Annotated in this window: 14 protein-coding genes; 7 read left to right on the plus strand and 7 right to left on the minus strand. The window is 65.0% G+C overall.

What is annotated here, in order from left to right; all coding sequences use genetic code 11:
* Position 1 precedes the first annotated feature (1 nt).
* From ACWF99_RS11505 to ACWF99_RS11515, 3 genes are read right to left on the minus strand one after another with little or no spacing between them, the layout of a single operon-like run.
* Positions 2–1,420, minus strand: a complete 1,419-nt coding sequence (locus tag ACWF99_RS11505) for an MCE family protein (protein WP_452535783.1) — start codon at positions 1,418–1,420, stop codon at positions 2–4.
* 10 nt (positions 1,421–1,430) lie between these two features.
* Positions 1,431–2,291 carry an ABC transporter permease gene (locus tag ACWF99_RS11510; RefSeq protein ID WP_452535784.1) on the minus strand — a complete coding sequence of 287 codons (861 nt, stop codon included), beginning with the start codon at positions 2,289–2,291 and terminating at the stop codon, positions 1,431–1,433.
* A 1-nt stretch (position 2,292) separates the two neighbouring features.
* A complete protein-coding gene (locus ACWF99_RS11515) occupies positions 2,293–3,150 on the minus strand; it encodes an MlaE family ABC transporter permease (RefSeq protein ID WP_452535785.1) in 858 nt (285 codons plus the stop codon).
* Between the two features lie 365 nt (positions 3,151–3,515).
* Between ACWF99_RS11515 and ACWF99_RS11520 the strand changes: the two genes are divergently transcribed.
* The 3 genes from ACWF99_RS11520 to ACWF99_RS11530 all read left to right on the plus strand — a co-directional run bounded on the left by ACWF99_RS11520 (position 3,516) and on the right by ACWF99_RS11530 (position 5,018).
* Complete coding sequence (locus ACWF99_RS11520; RefSeq protein WP_452535786.1) at positions 3,516–3,827, plus strand: hypothetical protein; 312 nt, start codon at positions 3,516–3,518, stop codon at positions 3,825–3,827.
* 9 nt (positions 3,828–3,836) lie between these two features.
* On the plus strand, positions 3,837–4,277 hold the full coding sequence (locus ACWF99_RS11525; protein WP_378654301.1) for a hypothetical protein: 441 nt from the start codon (positions 3,837–3,839) through the stop codon (positions 4,275–4,277).
* A 378-nt stretch (positions 4,278–4,655) separates the two neighbouring features.
* Positions 4,656–5,018 carry a VOC family protein gene (locus ACWF99_RS11530; protein ID WP_452535787.1) on the plus strand — a complete coding sequence of 121 codons (363 nt, stop codon included), beginning with the start codon at positions 4,656–4,658 and terminating at the stop codon, positions 5,016–5,018.
* Between the two features lie 82 nt (positions 5,019–5,100).
* On the opposite strand, the gene ACWF99_RS11535 is transcribed toward ACWF99_RS11530, so the two are convergent.
* Positions 5,101–6,084, minus strand: a complete 984-nt coding sequence (locus ACWF99_RS11535) for a TauD/TfdA family dioxygenase (RefSeq protein WP_452535788.1) — start codon at positions 6,082–6,084, stop codon at positions 5,101–5,103.
* A 48-nt stretch (positions 6,085–6,132) separates the two neighbouring features.
* On the minus strand, positions 6,133–7,245 hold the full coding sequence (locus ACWF99_RS11540; RefSeq protein WP_452535789.1) for a hypothetical protein: 1,113 nt from the start codon (positions 7,243–7,245) through the stop codon (positions 6,133–6,135).
* A gap of 505 nt (positions 7,246–7,750) precedes the next feature.
* Here ACWF99_RS11540 and ACWF99_RS11545 point away from each other — a divergent pair.
* The gene (locus ACWF99_RS11545; RefSeq protein ID WP_452535790.1) at positions 7,751–8,716 is read left to right on the plus strand and encodes a ferritin-like domain-containing protein; all 966 of its coding nucleotides are present in this window, start codon (positions 7,751–7,753) and stop codon (positions 8,714–8,716) included.
* Between the two features lie 659 nt (positions 8,717–9,375).
* Complete coding sequence (locus tag ACWF99_RS11550; protein WP_452535791.1) at positions 9,376–9,654, plus strand: hypothetical protein; 279 nt, start codon at positions 9,376–9,378, stop codon at positions 9,652–9,654.
* A gap of 21 nt (positions 9,655–9,675) precedes the next feature.
* Here the strand turns inward: ACWF99_RS11550 and ACWF99_RS11555 are convergent, their stop codons facing one another.
* Both ACWF99_RS11555 and ACWF99_RS11560 read right to left on the minus strand, forming a co-directional pair.
* On the minus strand, positions 9,676–10,044 hold the full coding sequence (locus tag ACWF99_RS11555; protein ID WP_378654278.1) for a nuclear transport factor 2 family protein: 369 nt from the start codon (positions 10,042–10,044) through the stop codon (positions 9,676–9,678).
* 1,517 nt (positions 10,045–11,561) lie between these two features.
* Entirely contained in the window at positions 11,562–12,602 is a 1,041-nt protein-coding gene (locus ACWF99_RS11560) for an AraC family transcriptional regulator (RefSeq protein ID WP_452535792.1), read from the minus strand.
* Positions 12,603–12,726: 124 nt separating this feature from the next.
* Here ACWF99_RS11560 and ACWF99_RS11565 point away from each other — a divergent pair, with 124 nt between their 5' ends.
* Positions 12,727–14,478, plus strand: a complete 1,752-nt coding sequence (locus ACWF99_RS11565) for a GMC oxidoreductase (protein WP_452535793.1) — start codon at positions 12,727–12,729, stop codon at positions 14,476–14,478.
* Positions 14,478–14,969 (plus strand): hypothetical protein, encoded by a 492-nt coding sequence (locus ACWF99_RS11570; RefSeq protein WP_452535794.1) that lies wholly within the window; start codon positions 14,478–14,480, stop codon positions 14,967–14,969. Before ACWF99_RS11565 ends, ACWF99_RS11570 begins: the two co-directional genes overlap by 1 nt.
* The last annotated feature ends 164 nt before the right edge of the window (positions 14,970–15,133 follow it).

Here is a 15,133-nt window from a genome sequence, read left to right on the forward strand (position 1 = left end):
CTCAGTTGGCTCCTGTCCGAGCAGGCTCTGTGGTCACGGTTGCGCCGGTGAGTGCGGCGCCGAGCAGCAGCAGCTGGGAGGTGTTCGGGCGGGTGCCCAGGAAGGCCGCCACCGCGGCCGGGCCGGTCAGCGCGATCGGTCCTGCTTGGGGAACAGTCTGTTGCGGAGTGGAACGCGCGGGGAGGGTGATGCCGGGAATGACCAAGCCTGGTAGGGACAGCCCGGGAATATTCGGCAACGACGGAATACCTGGCAGGGCGGGCAGGCCAGGCAGGGTAGGTACGGGACTCGGGCCCGCGGCGGACAACCAGCCGGGTATCAGCTGCGTCGGATACGACTGTGGTGCGGGCGAATCCGGGACGCTGGCGGTGCCGCAGCGTGGACCGGCCTGGCCGCCGTAGTGCGGGCAGTCGGCCGCTGTGTACTGGCGGAACGGCGTGAACGAGACAGTGACATCCCATTGCATCTGTTTGCTGGACCCCCAATTGAACACGGTGGCAAGGCGACTCAGCGATTCGCCGAGCCCGATAACGGTGTCGCTCAGTGCGGAAGGATCTGCCGCGAGCGCACCGAATGTCTCGTCCAGTCCGACCACCAGCTCCTTTCCCGCATCCGGGTTCCGGGCGAAGAGGGCTTGGGTCGCGTCGGTGGCGGTTCCCGCCGAAGTCAGCAGTTCGATCACCTGGGCCCGGCGCTCGGTAATAGTGCGCGCCGTCTGTACTGATCTGCCCAGGGCGTCGGCCAGTTCGGGCGCCGATTGATTGACTGCCGCGGTAGCCGCGCCGAGATCGCCGAGCAGGTCGCCGACCCCTGGTAGTGCGCGGACCTCGGTGATCCACTGGTCCAGGCGTTCGATCGTCGAACCGGGGAGCCGGGCGTCGCCATCGAGCGCCTCGGCGAGGGTGGCCAGCACGCGAGCGAGTTTGGCGGGCTGGATGCGGTCGAGAACATCGCGCAGGGTGGTCAGCGTTGTCTGCAAGGCAACGGTGGCGCGGCTGTGATCCTGTTCGATCACCGCGTTCGGCCGCAATGATGTCGCGGCCGAACCGTTGTCCACGAGCTCGATCCCGGCGACACCGAAGATGTTGGCCGGGACGACGCGCGCGGTCACCGACGCCGGAATCTCGGCCGCGGCATCGGGTTTCAGCTCGAGTTCCACGCGCTGGCGCAAGCCCTGCTCGGCGATTTCCACCGCCGAGACCGCACCGACCAGCAGTCCGCGAAAGCGCACATCGGCGCGGGCAGGTAGCCCGTCACCCGTGCTCGTCATGAGCGCGGTCACCGGCACGGTGTCTTCGAAATGCCCCGCATAACGCAGGCCGAGCAAGGCGACGACGCCTGACAGGCTCATCGTCATGGCCACCCCGGCCAGATTGAGTCGTCCGCGCGACCAGCCGCGCCCACTGGGATCCGGATACATGCCGGCCCTCCTATCCCGATATCCGGATGCCGGAGTCCACGCCCCAGATCGCAAGTGTGAGAAGCAGATTGAGAAAGACGACGACAATGATCGTCATCTTGATGGCTCTACCGGCGGCGACCCCGACACCCTCCGGGCCGCCCGCGGCGATATAGCCGAAATGACACTGGATGAAGGTGGCGACGAGCACGAACGCGACCGCCTTGACTACCGAATAGACGATGTCGCCCGGGTCGAGAAACTGATGGAAATAGTGGTCGTAGGTACCGATTCCGTTGCCACTCAGGAAGAGTGCGGTGATCTTGGTGGACAGGTAGGCACTGGCCATGCCGATGCTGTAGAGCGGCAGAATCGCGACGGCCGCGGCGAGCATGCGGGTGGTGATCAGATAGGGGAGTGGCCGGATCGCCATCGACTCGAGTGCGTCGATCTCCTCGGCGATCCGCATCGATCCGATCTGGGCGGTGAACCGGCATCCGGCCTGCGCCGCGAAGGCGATCGTGGTGAGCAGTGGCGCCAGCTCGCGGGTGGTGGCGAAGCCGGAGATCGCGCCGGTGAGCGGGCTCATCGTGAGCAGATCCAGCGCGGTATGTGATTCCATGCCGACGGTGATGCCGCCGAATCCGCACAGGATCAGCACGACGCCGACGGTGCCGCCGCCGACGATCAGCGCGCCGTTGCCCCAGGTGACATCGACGATCAGCCGGGCCAGCTCTTTGCGGTAGTGCCGCAGAACGAACGGGATCGCCAGCAACGCTTCGATGAAGACGACGCCCTGATGTCCCAGTCTCGCGTTCGCCTCGGTGAGCGGGTCGGTCGCGGCCTTGACGGCGCGAAACGGGCGCAGCGCTGGTGGCAGATAGTTCGACATCTCAGACCACCTTGGACGGGAACAGAGTGTTGTAGATCTGGGTCAGCGCGATATTGGCCGCGAACAGCACGATCGCCGAGCTGACCACCGCGGAGTTCACCGAGTTGGCGACGCCGCCCGGGCCGCCCTTGGTGTTCAGGCCGCAGTCGCACGCGATGATCGCGGTGAGCGCGCCGAACACGGCGGCCTTCACCAGCGCGACCACCAGATCGCTCGCGACCGCGAACGAGGCGAAGGTGCTGATGTACGAGCCCGGTGTGCCGTCCTGGACGAAGATGTTGAACATGTAGCCGGTGGCGAATCCGACGAACACCACGAACCCGCAGAGCAGAATGCTCACCAGCACCGCGGCGAGCAGCCGCGGAGCGACCAGCCTGCGCACCGGATCCACTCCCATCACCCGCATCGCGTCGATCTCCTCGCGGATGGTCCGCGACCCCAGATCGGCGCAGATCGACGAGCCGACCGCGCCGGCGATCATCAGGCAGGTGACCAGTGGAGCTCCCTGGCGGATGATGCCGAGGCCGTTGACCGCGCCGATGAAGGTGGTTGCGCCGACCTGGCTGACCAGTGATCCGATCTGGATCGAGACAATGGCGGCGATCGGGATGGCGACAAGCAGCGTTGGAGTGACTGAGACACCTGCCATGAATGAGGCTTGGCGAAGGAATTCCGTCAGTGGAAAGCGGCGTCGGACTACGGAACGCACCAACTCGGCCATGGCCTGCCACGCCATGGTGACCTGTCGACCCGCCGTCTCCACCGACTGTCGCGGATGATCGCGCCACCAGTCGAGGCAGAAGCTGACTACGAGTTCGAAATCGGTTGGTGCATATATCTTGTTGTCTATCAACGTCATGGCGATCACCCCGTGTTCAATGCCGGTCGCCGAGTTGCTCGACCGAATCTGACCTCTGATCTACACGGATGGATACCTCATATCTACGCACCCGTAGTCAGCTGTCTGGGACTGTAGCAAGGAGTTGCGTCGCACGTCGTCGATTGGTGCATGATCGGTCGATAGGTGCGCCAGATGGTCGCAGGTTGGTATTTTGTCGCCTGCTCGGTCCCACCATCTGTCTGGGTCAGTGCTGGGGTCGACCAACATGCTGTACTGCAACGCTTCTGATCGCCACACGTCCGAACCCGGAAGGCGTCTTGGTTACACGTCGCGGCGAAGTGGGCGAACGTCGTCGGCGGCCGAATGGGCGAGGACCTGGGGCCATGGTGATCCTCAATGCGGACACGATCGAAACCGCTGCCCAGCAATACAACTCGTGTGTGCTGGAGAAGATCCCGGTCGATCGGGCACAGGACGACGAGCGGATCCTGCAATTCCTGCCGACGAGCGAACTGACCGCGAGCCCGTTGAGCCCGGGTACGGCTCCCGCCTCTGCCCATCGCCACCTACGCCACGCTGACCTCGGGATCACCCCGCTGTTGCTCGCGGGTCCCGGTCCCGTGGCTGCGAGTACTACCGCGACGAAGCAGCCGCCGACACCTCAGATCACGCGCAGCCCGAAGAATTGGCGATAGCCTCGGAGTATGACTGATAACGATCGGCCTGCCGAGAGGCATCGGCGGCCCGCCGGCGTCAACTCTTCGACAGTGGCAGCGGTCGGCAAACTGTCGGAGGCGTTGGAGACGACCGAACGTGCTCGCGGGCACCTGTACAGCTTCCACCAGCTCACCGGTGGTGCCGATCTCGCTCTCGGTGAGGCGGTCGACATGTTGCGCGCCGCGGGTCATCATCAGCTCGCCGAGAAGCTGGCCGCCGAGCTGGTCGGCCGCAACGTGCTGCCCGACCGGTGGACGTTCCAGATCGTAGAGGAATACGACGAGGGCTACTACGCGCAGTTCCGCCAGATCGAGCGCGAGATCCGCGACGAACTGGTCGACGGCCGTACGCATGTGTATGAGGCGGAGATGAAAGAAGCCCGCCGCTCCCATGGTCGTCCTGGGCACGAGGCCGGACCGGGCAGCTAGTCCGGAGGTTCTCCGTGCCAGGTTTGCGCGGCCTGGTCGTAGCTTTTCTGCTTTGGTATTTTGCGCGGGTTTGCGAACCCGTCGAGTACCACCGCCGTCCTCGACGAAGGCACCGCACTCGCCCGGTCGCCGAGGATGCCTCGCCGAGACGTCAATCGCCGAGAACTTGCGCCACGCGCGTCCCGCTCGCCGTCGCCGCGAACCGGCCAGAATCGGTCCCGCCGGAGTGCTGGTGCGACGGCGCACACGACCGAGCCCGAGACGTGCGCTGTCCGCCGCCCGAAAAGGAGTGGAGCCGTCACACCACAGTGCGGTTGGATGACTACCTGCGGGGGCCGCCGCGCGGCCCGCGAACATTGGATGACAGAGGAGTGGACGATGCCGATCGCCACGCTGCGAGGCGTTACCCTCGACTGCGCCGATCCCAGGGCTCTGGCCCGGTTTTACCAAGAGCTGACGGGCATGCAGCTCGGCTATGCCGCTGACGAGTTCGTCGGCCTGACCGATGGTACGGGCTGCGACCTGGGCTTCCAGCGGGTCGACGGATACCGGGCCCCGCAGTGGCCCGGTCAGGACGTGCCGCAGCAGCTCCACCTGGACCTCAGGGTCGAAGACCTCGACGCGGCGGAGAAGTCGGCGCTGGGATTCGGCGCGGTCAGGCCGGACCATCAGCCCGGCGGCGACCGGTGGCGGGTGCTGCTGGATCCGGCCGGTCACCCGTTCTGCTTGCTCGCCGGCTGACCGTTGGAGTCCGCCGCGGACCTGTCCGGCCTGCGGGGTTCCAAGCCTGCGAGATCCGGCGGTGACCCGCGGGGATCCCGGATCATCGGGTGAGGACGTACCCGTCGTCTGGTCGGTGGTCACGGGAGCGGCGCAAGTCGGCGACGGCGAATGTGCGTTGTACCCAGCGGTCCGTGCCGTCGTAGCGAGGTCGGAAGGCGGTGCGGCCGTGGACAGTGACCCGATTGTCGATAATGGCCAGGTCGCCCGGGGTGAGCACCGTGGTGCGGGCGACAGCATCGCAAGCTCGGCCGAATTCGATCAGCGCCGCCTCGGCGCGCGGCGTCAGCGCGGTGGTCGCGATCGTGGCCATCCTGATGTCGGGATCGTCGACCGCACCCGACAACAATGGTTGCGGTGGGCGCACGGCGTTGTCGGTCGGGAACGACGGTGGTGGCGCGGTGACGAATTCTGGTGCGAACAGCGTTTCCCTGGCCGCTCGGCTGAGCAAGGGCAGCGCTTGACGCAGACAAGCGGTCCGCAGACCTGCGATCCGGTCGTGGTCGCCGCGGAGGCACAGCAGCAGCACGTAGTCGGGTTCGTGCAGGTGGAAGGCGTTCTCGTTGTGGAAGGTCAGCAACACCGAACCGGCGTTTCCGGAGAAGGATTCCCTGCCCCGCACGGGTACGACGTCCTGGACGAGGGCGCCGGACTTCTCAGCCAGATACGCGGTCGGGTCGCCGAGCCCGCAGGCGATCATGGTGAGGACAGCAGCGGAGACGACTGCCGCGCGCTGCACGGAATCCGCTGTCGACGGAGTATCGGGCAGTCTCATCTGGTCGACCGGCAGGCCGTGGATGACCAACGATCCGCGCAACCCGGAGTGCCGCCGGAACTGCCGAACGCCGCGCCGCAGCGACAGCGGTAGCGCATCCCAGGAGTCCCGGGCGCGCGCGACCCAGGTCGGGTCGTCCACCCGGTCCTGCTCGCCCCCGCACAGTGCCTGAGCGAGGTGGTCGATCTCCGTGGTCTCCGTCGGGGGCAACTCCAGGTCTGCGATATCGACGGTCTCCGCGATTTCATGCATCGACGCTCTCCGTTCAGTACGTCAGTAGCAGGGCAATTGTTCGTCTGCTCAGCCATTCCGCAGGGCTGACACGGCGTTGGCGATGTAGTGATCGCCGAACCGGATCAGCGGTGCGTACTGGGCGGCCCGCCGATGGCGCATCAACCGGAGCTCGCCGACGGCGTTGTCGGGGCCGGTGGGCAACTGCGCGATGGAACGGCGAAGGCGCACCATCGAATAGGCGAGCGTGACGTGACGTTCGCTGTCGACGAGGTCGGCTTCGAGCAGGGCATCACGGGCGGCAGCGAGCTCGGGATCGCGGGCAGCGAGCGCATCGTAGGAATCCGGAACCACGGTGAGTAGATCCTTCATCGCGCTGCGGAAAGTCTTGTAGCCGCGATGCTGTCGGCCACTCAATGGGGTCGACACCTCCGGGGGCTGCATGCTGGGGCGAACCGCGGCCATGTAGTAGTCCACCGGGATCGTGCTGGCGTGGATCATCGCCGCTGGGAAGCCACGCACGTACGTGGTCGCGTGTTCGAGCCGCTCCAGTGCGGCGTCGGCCGCGCCGTGGCGGAGGTGGTGGGCGGCATCGGTCACCGCGACCGCCGCGCAGATATTGAACAGGACGTGGACCTGGTGCCCGACGAGCCACCGCGCCGTCCACTCGCTCTCCGACGAAATATTCTCAGCCACAACGGGAACGGGGGACTGCTCGGTCACCTCGTCGGTCTCCGCGGCGCCGGTCAGGTCTAGCACAGCCTGTCGCATCCCCGCGACTTCCACCGCCAAGTCCGCACCCGACAGCGGGGCCCTGCACAGGTCCGCCACACCGCGATGGATGACCAGAACACCGTGCAGCGCCGCCTGTTGATCAGACAACTCCACCTCACGGACCCGGAAGAACGACTGGCTCACCGACTCCGCGGGCAGATCCTCACCAACGATCGGCGGGGCCTGCGAGGTCAGAGCCTCGATCAGCTCGCCGACAGCGGCCACCCCTTGCCGCAACGCTGCGGTGCGCTCGACCGGCCCGGAGTGGGTCGGTACCTGTGCCAGCACGGCCGCGGCCCGCGTCGCCGCGGACCGGACCACAGCGCTCAGGCACGCGATGGTTCCCCCCTCGGGCACCCTCCGGAACACAGCTACTGGCGGGCGCTGGATGACAACCGGGGTATCCATCTGTCGAGAATATCCGCGGTCTTACCCGTTCGGTCAGCATTCGAAGAACTGAATCATGTTGACTCTAAGTATGTTTCGGCTCGCACGGTCGCGACTGGCGGCGATCACCCCGGCTTGATCGCCGCCGACGCCGCGCACCCATTACGCCACGACCCCCGACACCACGACCCGCACCTACTCCGAAGCATGGGAGGCTTTTCATACCTTTTGCGGCACAGTGGATCTGGCGTCGCTCCCGGCGGACCCGGTCGCCGTCGAGCGGTATATCGCCCTCGGCGCCGTGCGCAAGGACCTCTCGGCGTCGACGCCGGCGGTGCGGATCGCCGCGATCGCTGGTTCACACCTTGTCGGCGCTACCCACCGGCCTCACACCGAATTCCGCAATATCTCACCCGGGACATGATCGACAACTGTTGCGGCGCAATGTTTGAATCATGAGTGCGGGGTAGTCGACATAGTGGTGCAGCGTTGCGCCTCCCTGACGTCGACATCGAAGGAAGACTTCATGAGCACACGCAACACCGCTACGACCTTGCTCGCGCAACTGCGCGTTATCCGTGAGTTGACGGAGACCGAAATCCGAATCGCCGAGACTCGAATCGCACAGGCTCGCACTGAGGCTGTACGCCGCGAACTGGCTGAGAACGCCCACAACGCCCGCGCCCGCGCGGAAGCCATCGAGGCCGCGATCCGTGAGCTGGGTGGCGCGCCGGAGCGGATCGGCCCGTTCATCGGAAGGGCTGCCGCCGCGGTCAAGGCGATCGGCGAACAGGCCCAACCGTTCGACGAAGCTTTGCTCGGAGACCTCGTCCTCGAACATCAGCTGCTCGACCGTGCCCGTTACGTCAAAGCACTCGCGACCACCGTTCAGAACGCCGATGTAGTAGCAGTAGCGCAGCGGTTGATCACCGCCCATACGGCCACCGTCACATGGTTGACGACCGTACTCGCCGAGGACGCGCTCGGCGGACCTGCGGCTTTGCGCCGAACACCGATTCAGGCCGTTACGGGGACCGCGGTGAAGCTGATCAATATCCCTGTTACGTGGTCTGCTCGCAGCATCGACCGCGCGTTGGACACATTCCGTGCTGCCCCGCCCGCACTGGGCGAGTTGCTCGCCAGGGGTGCGCACGCGGGCGATGTCGCCGTGAAGACGCTCGCGGCCTCGCGCGATGCTGTTCTCGAAACCACTGAGCAGGTCTCGCGGCGTGAAGGCGCGGATTCCACCGCCGAGGCAATGCATTCACTGCGCACCACCACCGGCCTTCTCGATCCCAGAGAGCTGCCCGTCAGTGGCTATGACGACTTGAATGTCGCCCAGGCGGTGGCAGCGATCAAGGAACTCGCCGATCCCGCCGCAGTCCGGACGATCCTCGCCTACGAGGAGGCGCACAAGGCGCGGCAGGGTGTCGTTTCGGCCGCGCAGAGCCGTATCTCGTCGATCGCCCGAGAAGTGAGTGGGCTGAACTGAGAAGTCCCCTGACAGCCACCGTCGGTGCCGACGACAGCCGTGGCGCCGACGGCCGGTTGAGCCGTCGGACTGCCACGACGGGAGGCATTGGTCCGCAGCGGCCACGTCATCGGCGGCCCCGCCGGCGCGGCGCAGTCCGGCTTTCCGCACCCGCCGCCGTAGCGGCCGGTGAACCCCTGAGGTGCGGCCCTGGCCCACCGACATCGAGCACCGGCGTGAGCCGGGCATCGGTCGTCCGCCCCGACGCCGATCAGAGGCGGCCTGGTGATTCGCCGGGGCGGCACTCGATGATGTAGCGATCGCTCGAAGACCAGGTCAGCCGGTATTCGCAGCCCGCGCCACGGCAGATTTCTCTATCGGGTTACATCATCATGGGCATCCCCGGGAACATACGGTTCCACCAGTCGCGCACCATGGTCATGATCTGGTCGCAGGTCATCATCGCGCTCATCTCCTTCGACAGCGGTATCCCCGACCTGTAGAGGCAAATACCCCGACAACGGGTAGCGAATCCGGGTTTCCCGCTGAAAACGCCCGGATTCTCGCAGTAAGTACGCAATGCTGAGGTGGTATGGAAACCGGCAGGTGGTTCGAGCCGGGAGGTGTCTCACTTCGACTCTCGACGATATCGGCGAGGTCGAACACCACATCACCAGCTGATGGGAATCCGCCGCCTGCTGCCGGCGCTGGGCTGGGTGGTGCGCGTCGATGGCAGGTGCCGCTACTGTGTGGTCCCATGGCGAATCAAGGCCACCGACACCGGCACCAAGGTTGCACGGCGGCAGGTGATCGCCGGCGCGGTGAACTATCACGCCCCCACCCGGGCGCACCTGGTCCGTTTGGCGCTGGACGAGCTGTTCGCCCGCGACGGGGTCGTCGCCGCCACTCATTTCGCCGACCTGATCAGCACCCCGCAGATTCCCATGGCGACCCAATGAAATTCTTCCGGATTCAGTGATCTAGGAATTCGGCATCGCGTAAGGCTGATACGGAACCCTGTCGACAACGGTCACGATGTTGACGATCTTGTTCCTGTCGACCACGAGACGGTCCGCGCCTCGACAGCGTAGACGAGCAGGTGATGTGAGGTCGTAAATGAGCACTGCTGTGGTGTCATTCCCGCAGGATGCGACCAGCGTCGCCCCTCGTATCGCGGGCAGGCACTGCGAGATGAACTGCCGGTACGCCCTCGAGCCGCTTACACGCCTGCCTTGTGTGTCACAGACGATGTCATCAGCGACATAGCTCATGGCTTTGCTGAGGTTGCCGGCGGTCAACGCGGTGAAGTAGTGCAGGGCTGTCTGCACCGCGGCGGTGGACTCGGGCATGACTACTCCTTCAGGCAACGAACGCATCAGGGGTCGCGCGGCAATGGCAGCGTGGGGCACCAAAGGCGCGCCCTCGGCACGTCCCGCCGAGGCTCTTGGGTGCTCCGCACCGGGGGACGGGGCACAGCGGATAGTGGCCGAGTTGCAGACCGTGTTGCATCGTCTCGCTGTATCGGATCGACCATCGGAATCACGTGGTCCTTTCGTTCATCGCTATCTCGGTCGACGAAACGGTTCCGCTATCGAACGCGAAGCGCGGAAAGTCCTGTGGCAGAGCGACATCAGTGACAGTGCATCGAACGTGTAGGTGAATGGATCAGGTTGTCGACGAATCGTCGGCCGTGGCCGACAAGCGTCATCGCCTCGCGTGTCGAACGCCTGAGACCTCTCAACATCTGTTGAGGATAGTCGGAGTGTTGCTCGCGCAACCTGCCCAAACCGTGTTCGGTGAGATGGCACAAAATTCGGAGGCTGAGTTGGTGTACCCCCGGGTGGCACGCCATCGACAGTTCGAACTCGGGAACGGTTTTGCGGCAGCGGCCAAATCTCATGCACAACAGCCGATTACGAATCGGGGGACCTGCGATCGGGCATACGCGTGGGGCTGGGCCGAAAAATCGACACCGAACACGTCGCCGCTCGAACGCCTTTGAGGTGGACGGTCCGATCGGCCGAGTAGATCGACTTGTCTCGCCCGAAGCCGGGGCTGAATCTCCCGAACCGCATTACAGGACCCTCACTGCGACCTGATGCCGAGCCTGTATGGCCGATTCCAGCCTCCACGGGAGCGCCGCGCATGCGCAACGCGGGGCCTGTTTCCAAGGGGCACTCGTCGAGGTGCTCATCGGACTCAGTTGGCTTGTTCTGGGTCACGCCGATCAACCGTGGATTGACGCGGCTCGGGCGTGCGTCATCGCGGTGTCCTGCTTCTCTGGTAGGCAGTCTCCCGGCGTCGGCAACGGCTAGCAGTGGCGGATCTGGGCCGCGATCTTCGTCGTGGTCAGCTTGAGGCTGTACTGGGCTGTCGACAATTCTGTGGCAACGGTGGTCATGTCCGGGTCTTAGGCCGGACCTGACCTGTTTTGTCGGGTCGATCCCCGCGGCCACCCCCGCCTTTTCGGGGGTGGCCCTACGGGGTTCGTCAACCTGAGCGGGGACCTGGTTGATCGGGTCCAGGGCCCTCGGTGAGGATGGTCCGATGTCGGGTGTGAGGTTCGTGCGGCGCGTCGATGGGTTGTCCTACGAGTTCGTCCGCGACGGGGATGCGCATGGCTTCCCCTCGTATAGGCGGGTCGACCTCGATATTTGGTGTCGCCGACTGCCTGATTTCGGATGGGTAGTGTGCGATGCGGCCGGTCTGGTGTCGAGCCGTCCGTTCGACGAGCCAGGGCAAGGCGAGCTCCCTCCCGAGGGCGTGTGGGTGAGCCGCAAGGGCGAACAGTCCTATGTTTATGACCTCGTGCGCGCCGATCCTCGAGCAGCAACCGGTTCAGGGATTCGGTAGGGCTGCTCGGTTTTCAGCATTGCGTAGCGGACGTCGACCGAAACGATCGCGGTGTCATATCTCGCCATCGCTTGAACGCCCGGATGAAGTTCGCCGAATCCGTGTACCCGAGACGATTCGCGATCTGGGCTGTGGTCAGCGGTGAGTTCCGCAGCATTTCCTCGGCCAGCGCTTGGCGCAGCTCATCGACCAGCGCGCGATAGGACGCACCTTCGTCGGAGAGGCGCCGTGCCAGCGTGCGTGGACTCACGTTCAGTACATCGGCCACCTCGGCGAGTGGTGGGATCCGGCCGGGTTCGCGCGTCAGGGCATCGCGCACCGCACCAGCGAAACCGGTTCGGGCACGGCGCTTACCGAGCAGGTCGCGACACGCGGCCTCATAGCCACGCCGGACCAGGTCATTGGCCTGTGGCAGGGGAGTGTCGAGCCAGGACGAGTCGCCGACCATCTCGTTGCGATCGGCATTGAAAGACGGTTCTGTTCCGAACGTGTCGACATAGCGGCTGGTGTCCGATGGCCCAGAGTGCCGGAAGCGCACCGAGGACGCCGGCACGCCGGTATTGGTCAGGTCGCGCAGGATCGACGTGACCGCCGCCGAAATGCGTTCCACCAGAATCGAAGCGACATCTGGTGGTAGGTCGCTGCTGTCGATGGCAATGCCGACCTCGTCGGTGTCCAGATATTCGGTGACGGTGATCGTGGTGAACACCCAGGCGAGTTCGACGAACTCGGCGGTCAGCTCGATGGCGTCTCGCAACGTCCGGCTGGTGAGCAGTGCCATTCCCCACGAGCCGTGCATCCCGGCGTGATAGTTCGTCCCTACCTCGACCCAGAATCCGGGCTCGCCGCACCGCAACTTGTCGAGATTACGCATCACTTCGAATTCTTGACATGCGGTGATCTCAGCGAACGGATCATCGAGCACACCAGGGTCGATGCCCGAACCGGCGAGGCACTCGTCCGCGGACCATCCACGACGAGCGGCGAGTTGGACCATGAGCTGGACACTGACCGCACTGATCGGCAGGTGCTGATGGGACTCGAAACTCGCCACGCGGCGAACATACCCATGGGTGGCAGAAAATGACAACCACGTGGCGGCGATAGCGCTGTCGTCGACGCCCCCGCCTTCGTAACGTGGTGGGCTCGCGCATATCACGGCAGGAGCCTTCCATCACATGAGTTCCGACTACGACGTCGTTGTCATCGGCAGTGGTTTCGGTGGCAGCGTCTCGGCACTGAGGCTGACCGAGAAGGGATACCGGGTCGCGGTAATCGAGGCAGGACGCCGATTTGCCGATGAGGATTTCCCTCGGACATCGTGGGATATCCGCAAATTTCTGTGGGCGCCCAAGTTCGGGTGTAAGGGAATCCAACGTGTTCATGTGCTGCCCGATGTCGTCGTCCTGGCGGGATCCGGTGTCGGTGGTGGTTCGCTCGTCTATGCGAACACCCTCTACGAGCCCAAGTCGAGCAACTTTTACGATGACCTCCAGTGGGCGCACATCACCGACTGGCGCGCGGAGCTCGCCCCCTATTACGACCAGGCCAAGCGCATGCTCGGCGTCCGGCCGAATCCCACGCTCACACCCGCCGACGAGCTGATGCGAGAGGTCGCCGACGACATGGGGGTTGGCGAGACTTTCTCCATGGCGCCGCTCGGCGTGTTCTTCGGTCGCGGTGATGCGAAAGAACCATCGGTGACGGTCGCGGATCCGTATTTCGGCGGCACCGGACCCGCTCGAACCGGCTGTATCGAATGCGGAGGCTGCCTCACCGGGTGCCGCTACGGCGCCAAGAACACCCTCGTCAAGAACTATCTCTACCTCGCCGAGCAGGCCGGGACCGCCGTGCACGCCGAGCGGACGGTGACCCGGGTAAAGCCCTTGGCCCAGGGCGGCTACGAAGTGACCGCCGTACAAACCGGTGCGTGGTTCCCCAGTCGCACTGCCGTCACCTTCACCGCGGATCAGGTGATCTTCGCCGCGGGCACCTGGGGCACACAACAACTGCTGCACAGACTCAAGGCCGATGGAACGCTGCCGGGCATCTCGGATCGTCTGGGTACTCTGACCCGTACCAATTCCGAAGCGCTCGTCGGTGTGACGACCAAAATGCGCAATCGCAAGAAGTACGACTTCACCCAAGGCGTGACGATCACCTCGTCCATCCACCCGGACGAGCACACCCACATCGAGCCCAATCGCTACGCCAAAGGCTCCAACGCCATGGGATTGATGGCGACGGTGATGACCGACGGAGGGGGCCGATTCCCTCGCTGGGTGACCTGGATCGGACAGGTACTGCGTCACCCCGGCCACCTCGCTTCGCTCTATCTCGGGATCCGCCACATGTCGGAACGTTCGATCATCGCGCTGGTCATGCAGACCCACGACAACTCCCTGACGCTCTACACCAAAAAGCGTTGTGGGCGGACCCGGGTGACGTCGCGACAGGGCCACGGCGAACCGAACCCGACCTGGATTCCGGTCGCCAACGAAGTGATGCGACGCGCGGCCGAAAAGATCGACGGGTTTCCGATGGGCACGGTCGGTGAGATCTTCGACGTTCCACTCACGGCCCATTTTCTCGGCGGTTGTGTCATCGGCGAGTCTCCCGAAGCCGGCGTTATCGACCCCTACCACCGCGTGTACGGCCATCCCGGTCTGCATGTGGTGGACGGCGCGGCGGTCTCGGCGAACATCGGCGTCAATCCGTCATTGACCATCACCGCACAGGCCGAACGCGCGATGTCGTTGTGGCCCAACAAAGGCGAGACCGACAGCCGCCCGCACCTCGGCTCGCCCTACCAGCGGCTCGCCGCGGTGACCCCCACCGCCGCGACCGTGCCGACGCATTCGTCCGCCGCGCTGCGCCTGCCCATCACCGCGGTCGGCGGCAAATCCCCTTGTCACCAGGAGCAGAACTGATGTCCACGTCCCCCGATGTGAACGCCCGCGCCAAACTGCACACTGTGTACGCCGCGTTCCGCGCCGCCCCAGCACCAAGGCTGTCCGACCTTGTCGGCGATCACGAAGGACAATTCGCCGGACCGCTCTGGTTGCGCGCATGCGGACCGTTGACCGTAGCGGCGACAGGAATGCGAGGCTGGTGCGGCAAGTCGTTCACCGAACCGGACGATTCCGACGCCTACCTGCGCGGCGTAAACCTGCTACGCCGTCGCGGCACCATCGAGCCATCGATCCCGATCACCGCGCAGATCGGGCCCTCACGTGTCGACGGCGAGCCGGCGTTGATCGTCAGCTACCCCGCGACCGCACGGTTTCCCTGGAACCGCGTCACCGACGAACTCCGTCCTATCAGCTCCCGCAGTTTGCTGGGTCTGACATTCGGAATCCCGGGCGGCCCGTCCAGCGGCGCGCCGTTTGTCCTCCACCGTCGCGAATCCGCTGATTCATGACGGTTTCCGTGCAATGGTGCCAGGTGCTCTCGTGATGCTCGTCGAACCTGCAGGGAATCGGCGTCGGGCATCCACTCGGCACGCCCGGCGTCACCTCAATGGGTATCGCGGATCCGGGCAGCGTCGCAGTTCGACTGGAGCGAAAGACATGTTGGACAGGGTTA

The organism is Nocardia sp. NPDC055002 (genome assembly GCF_053608825.1).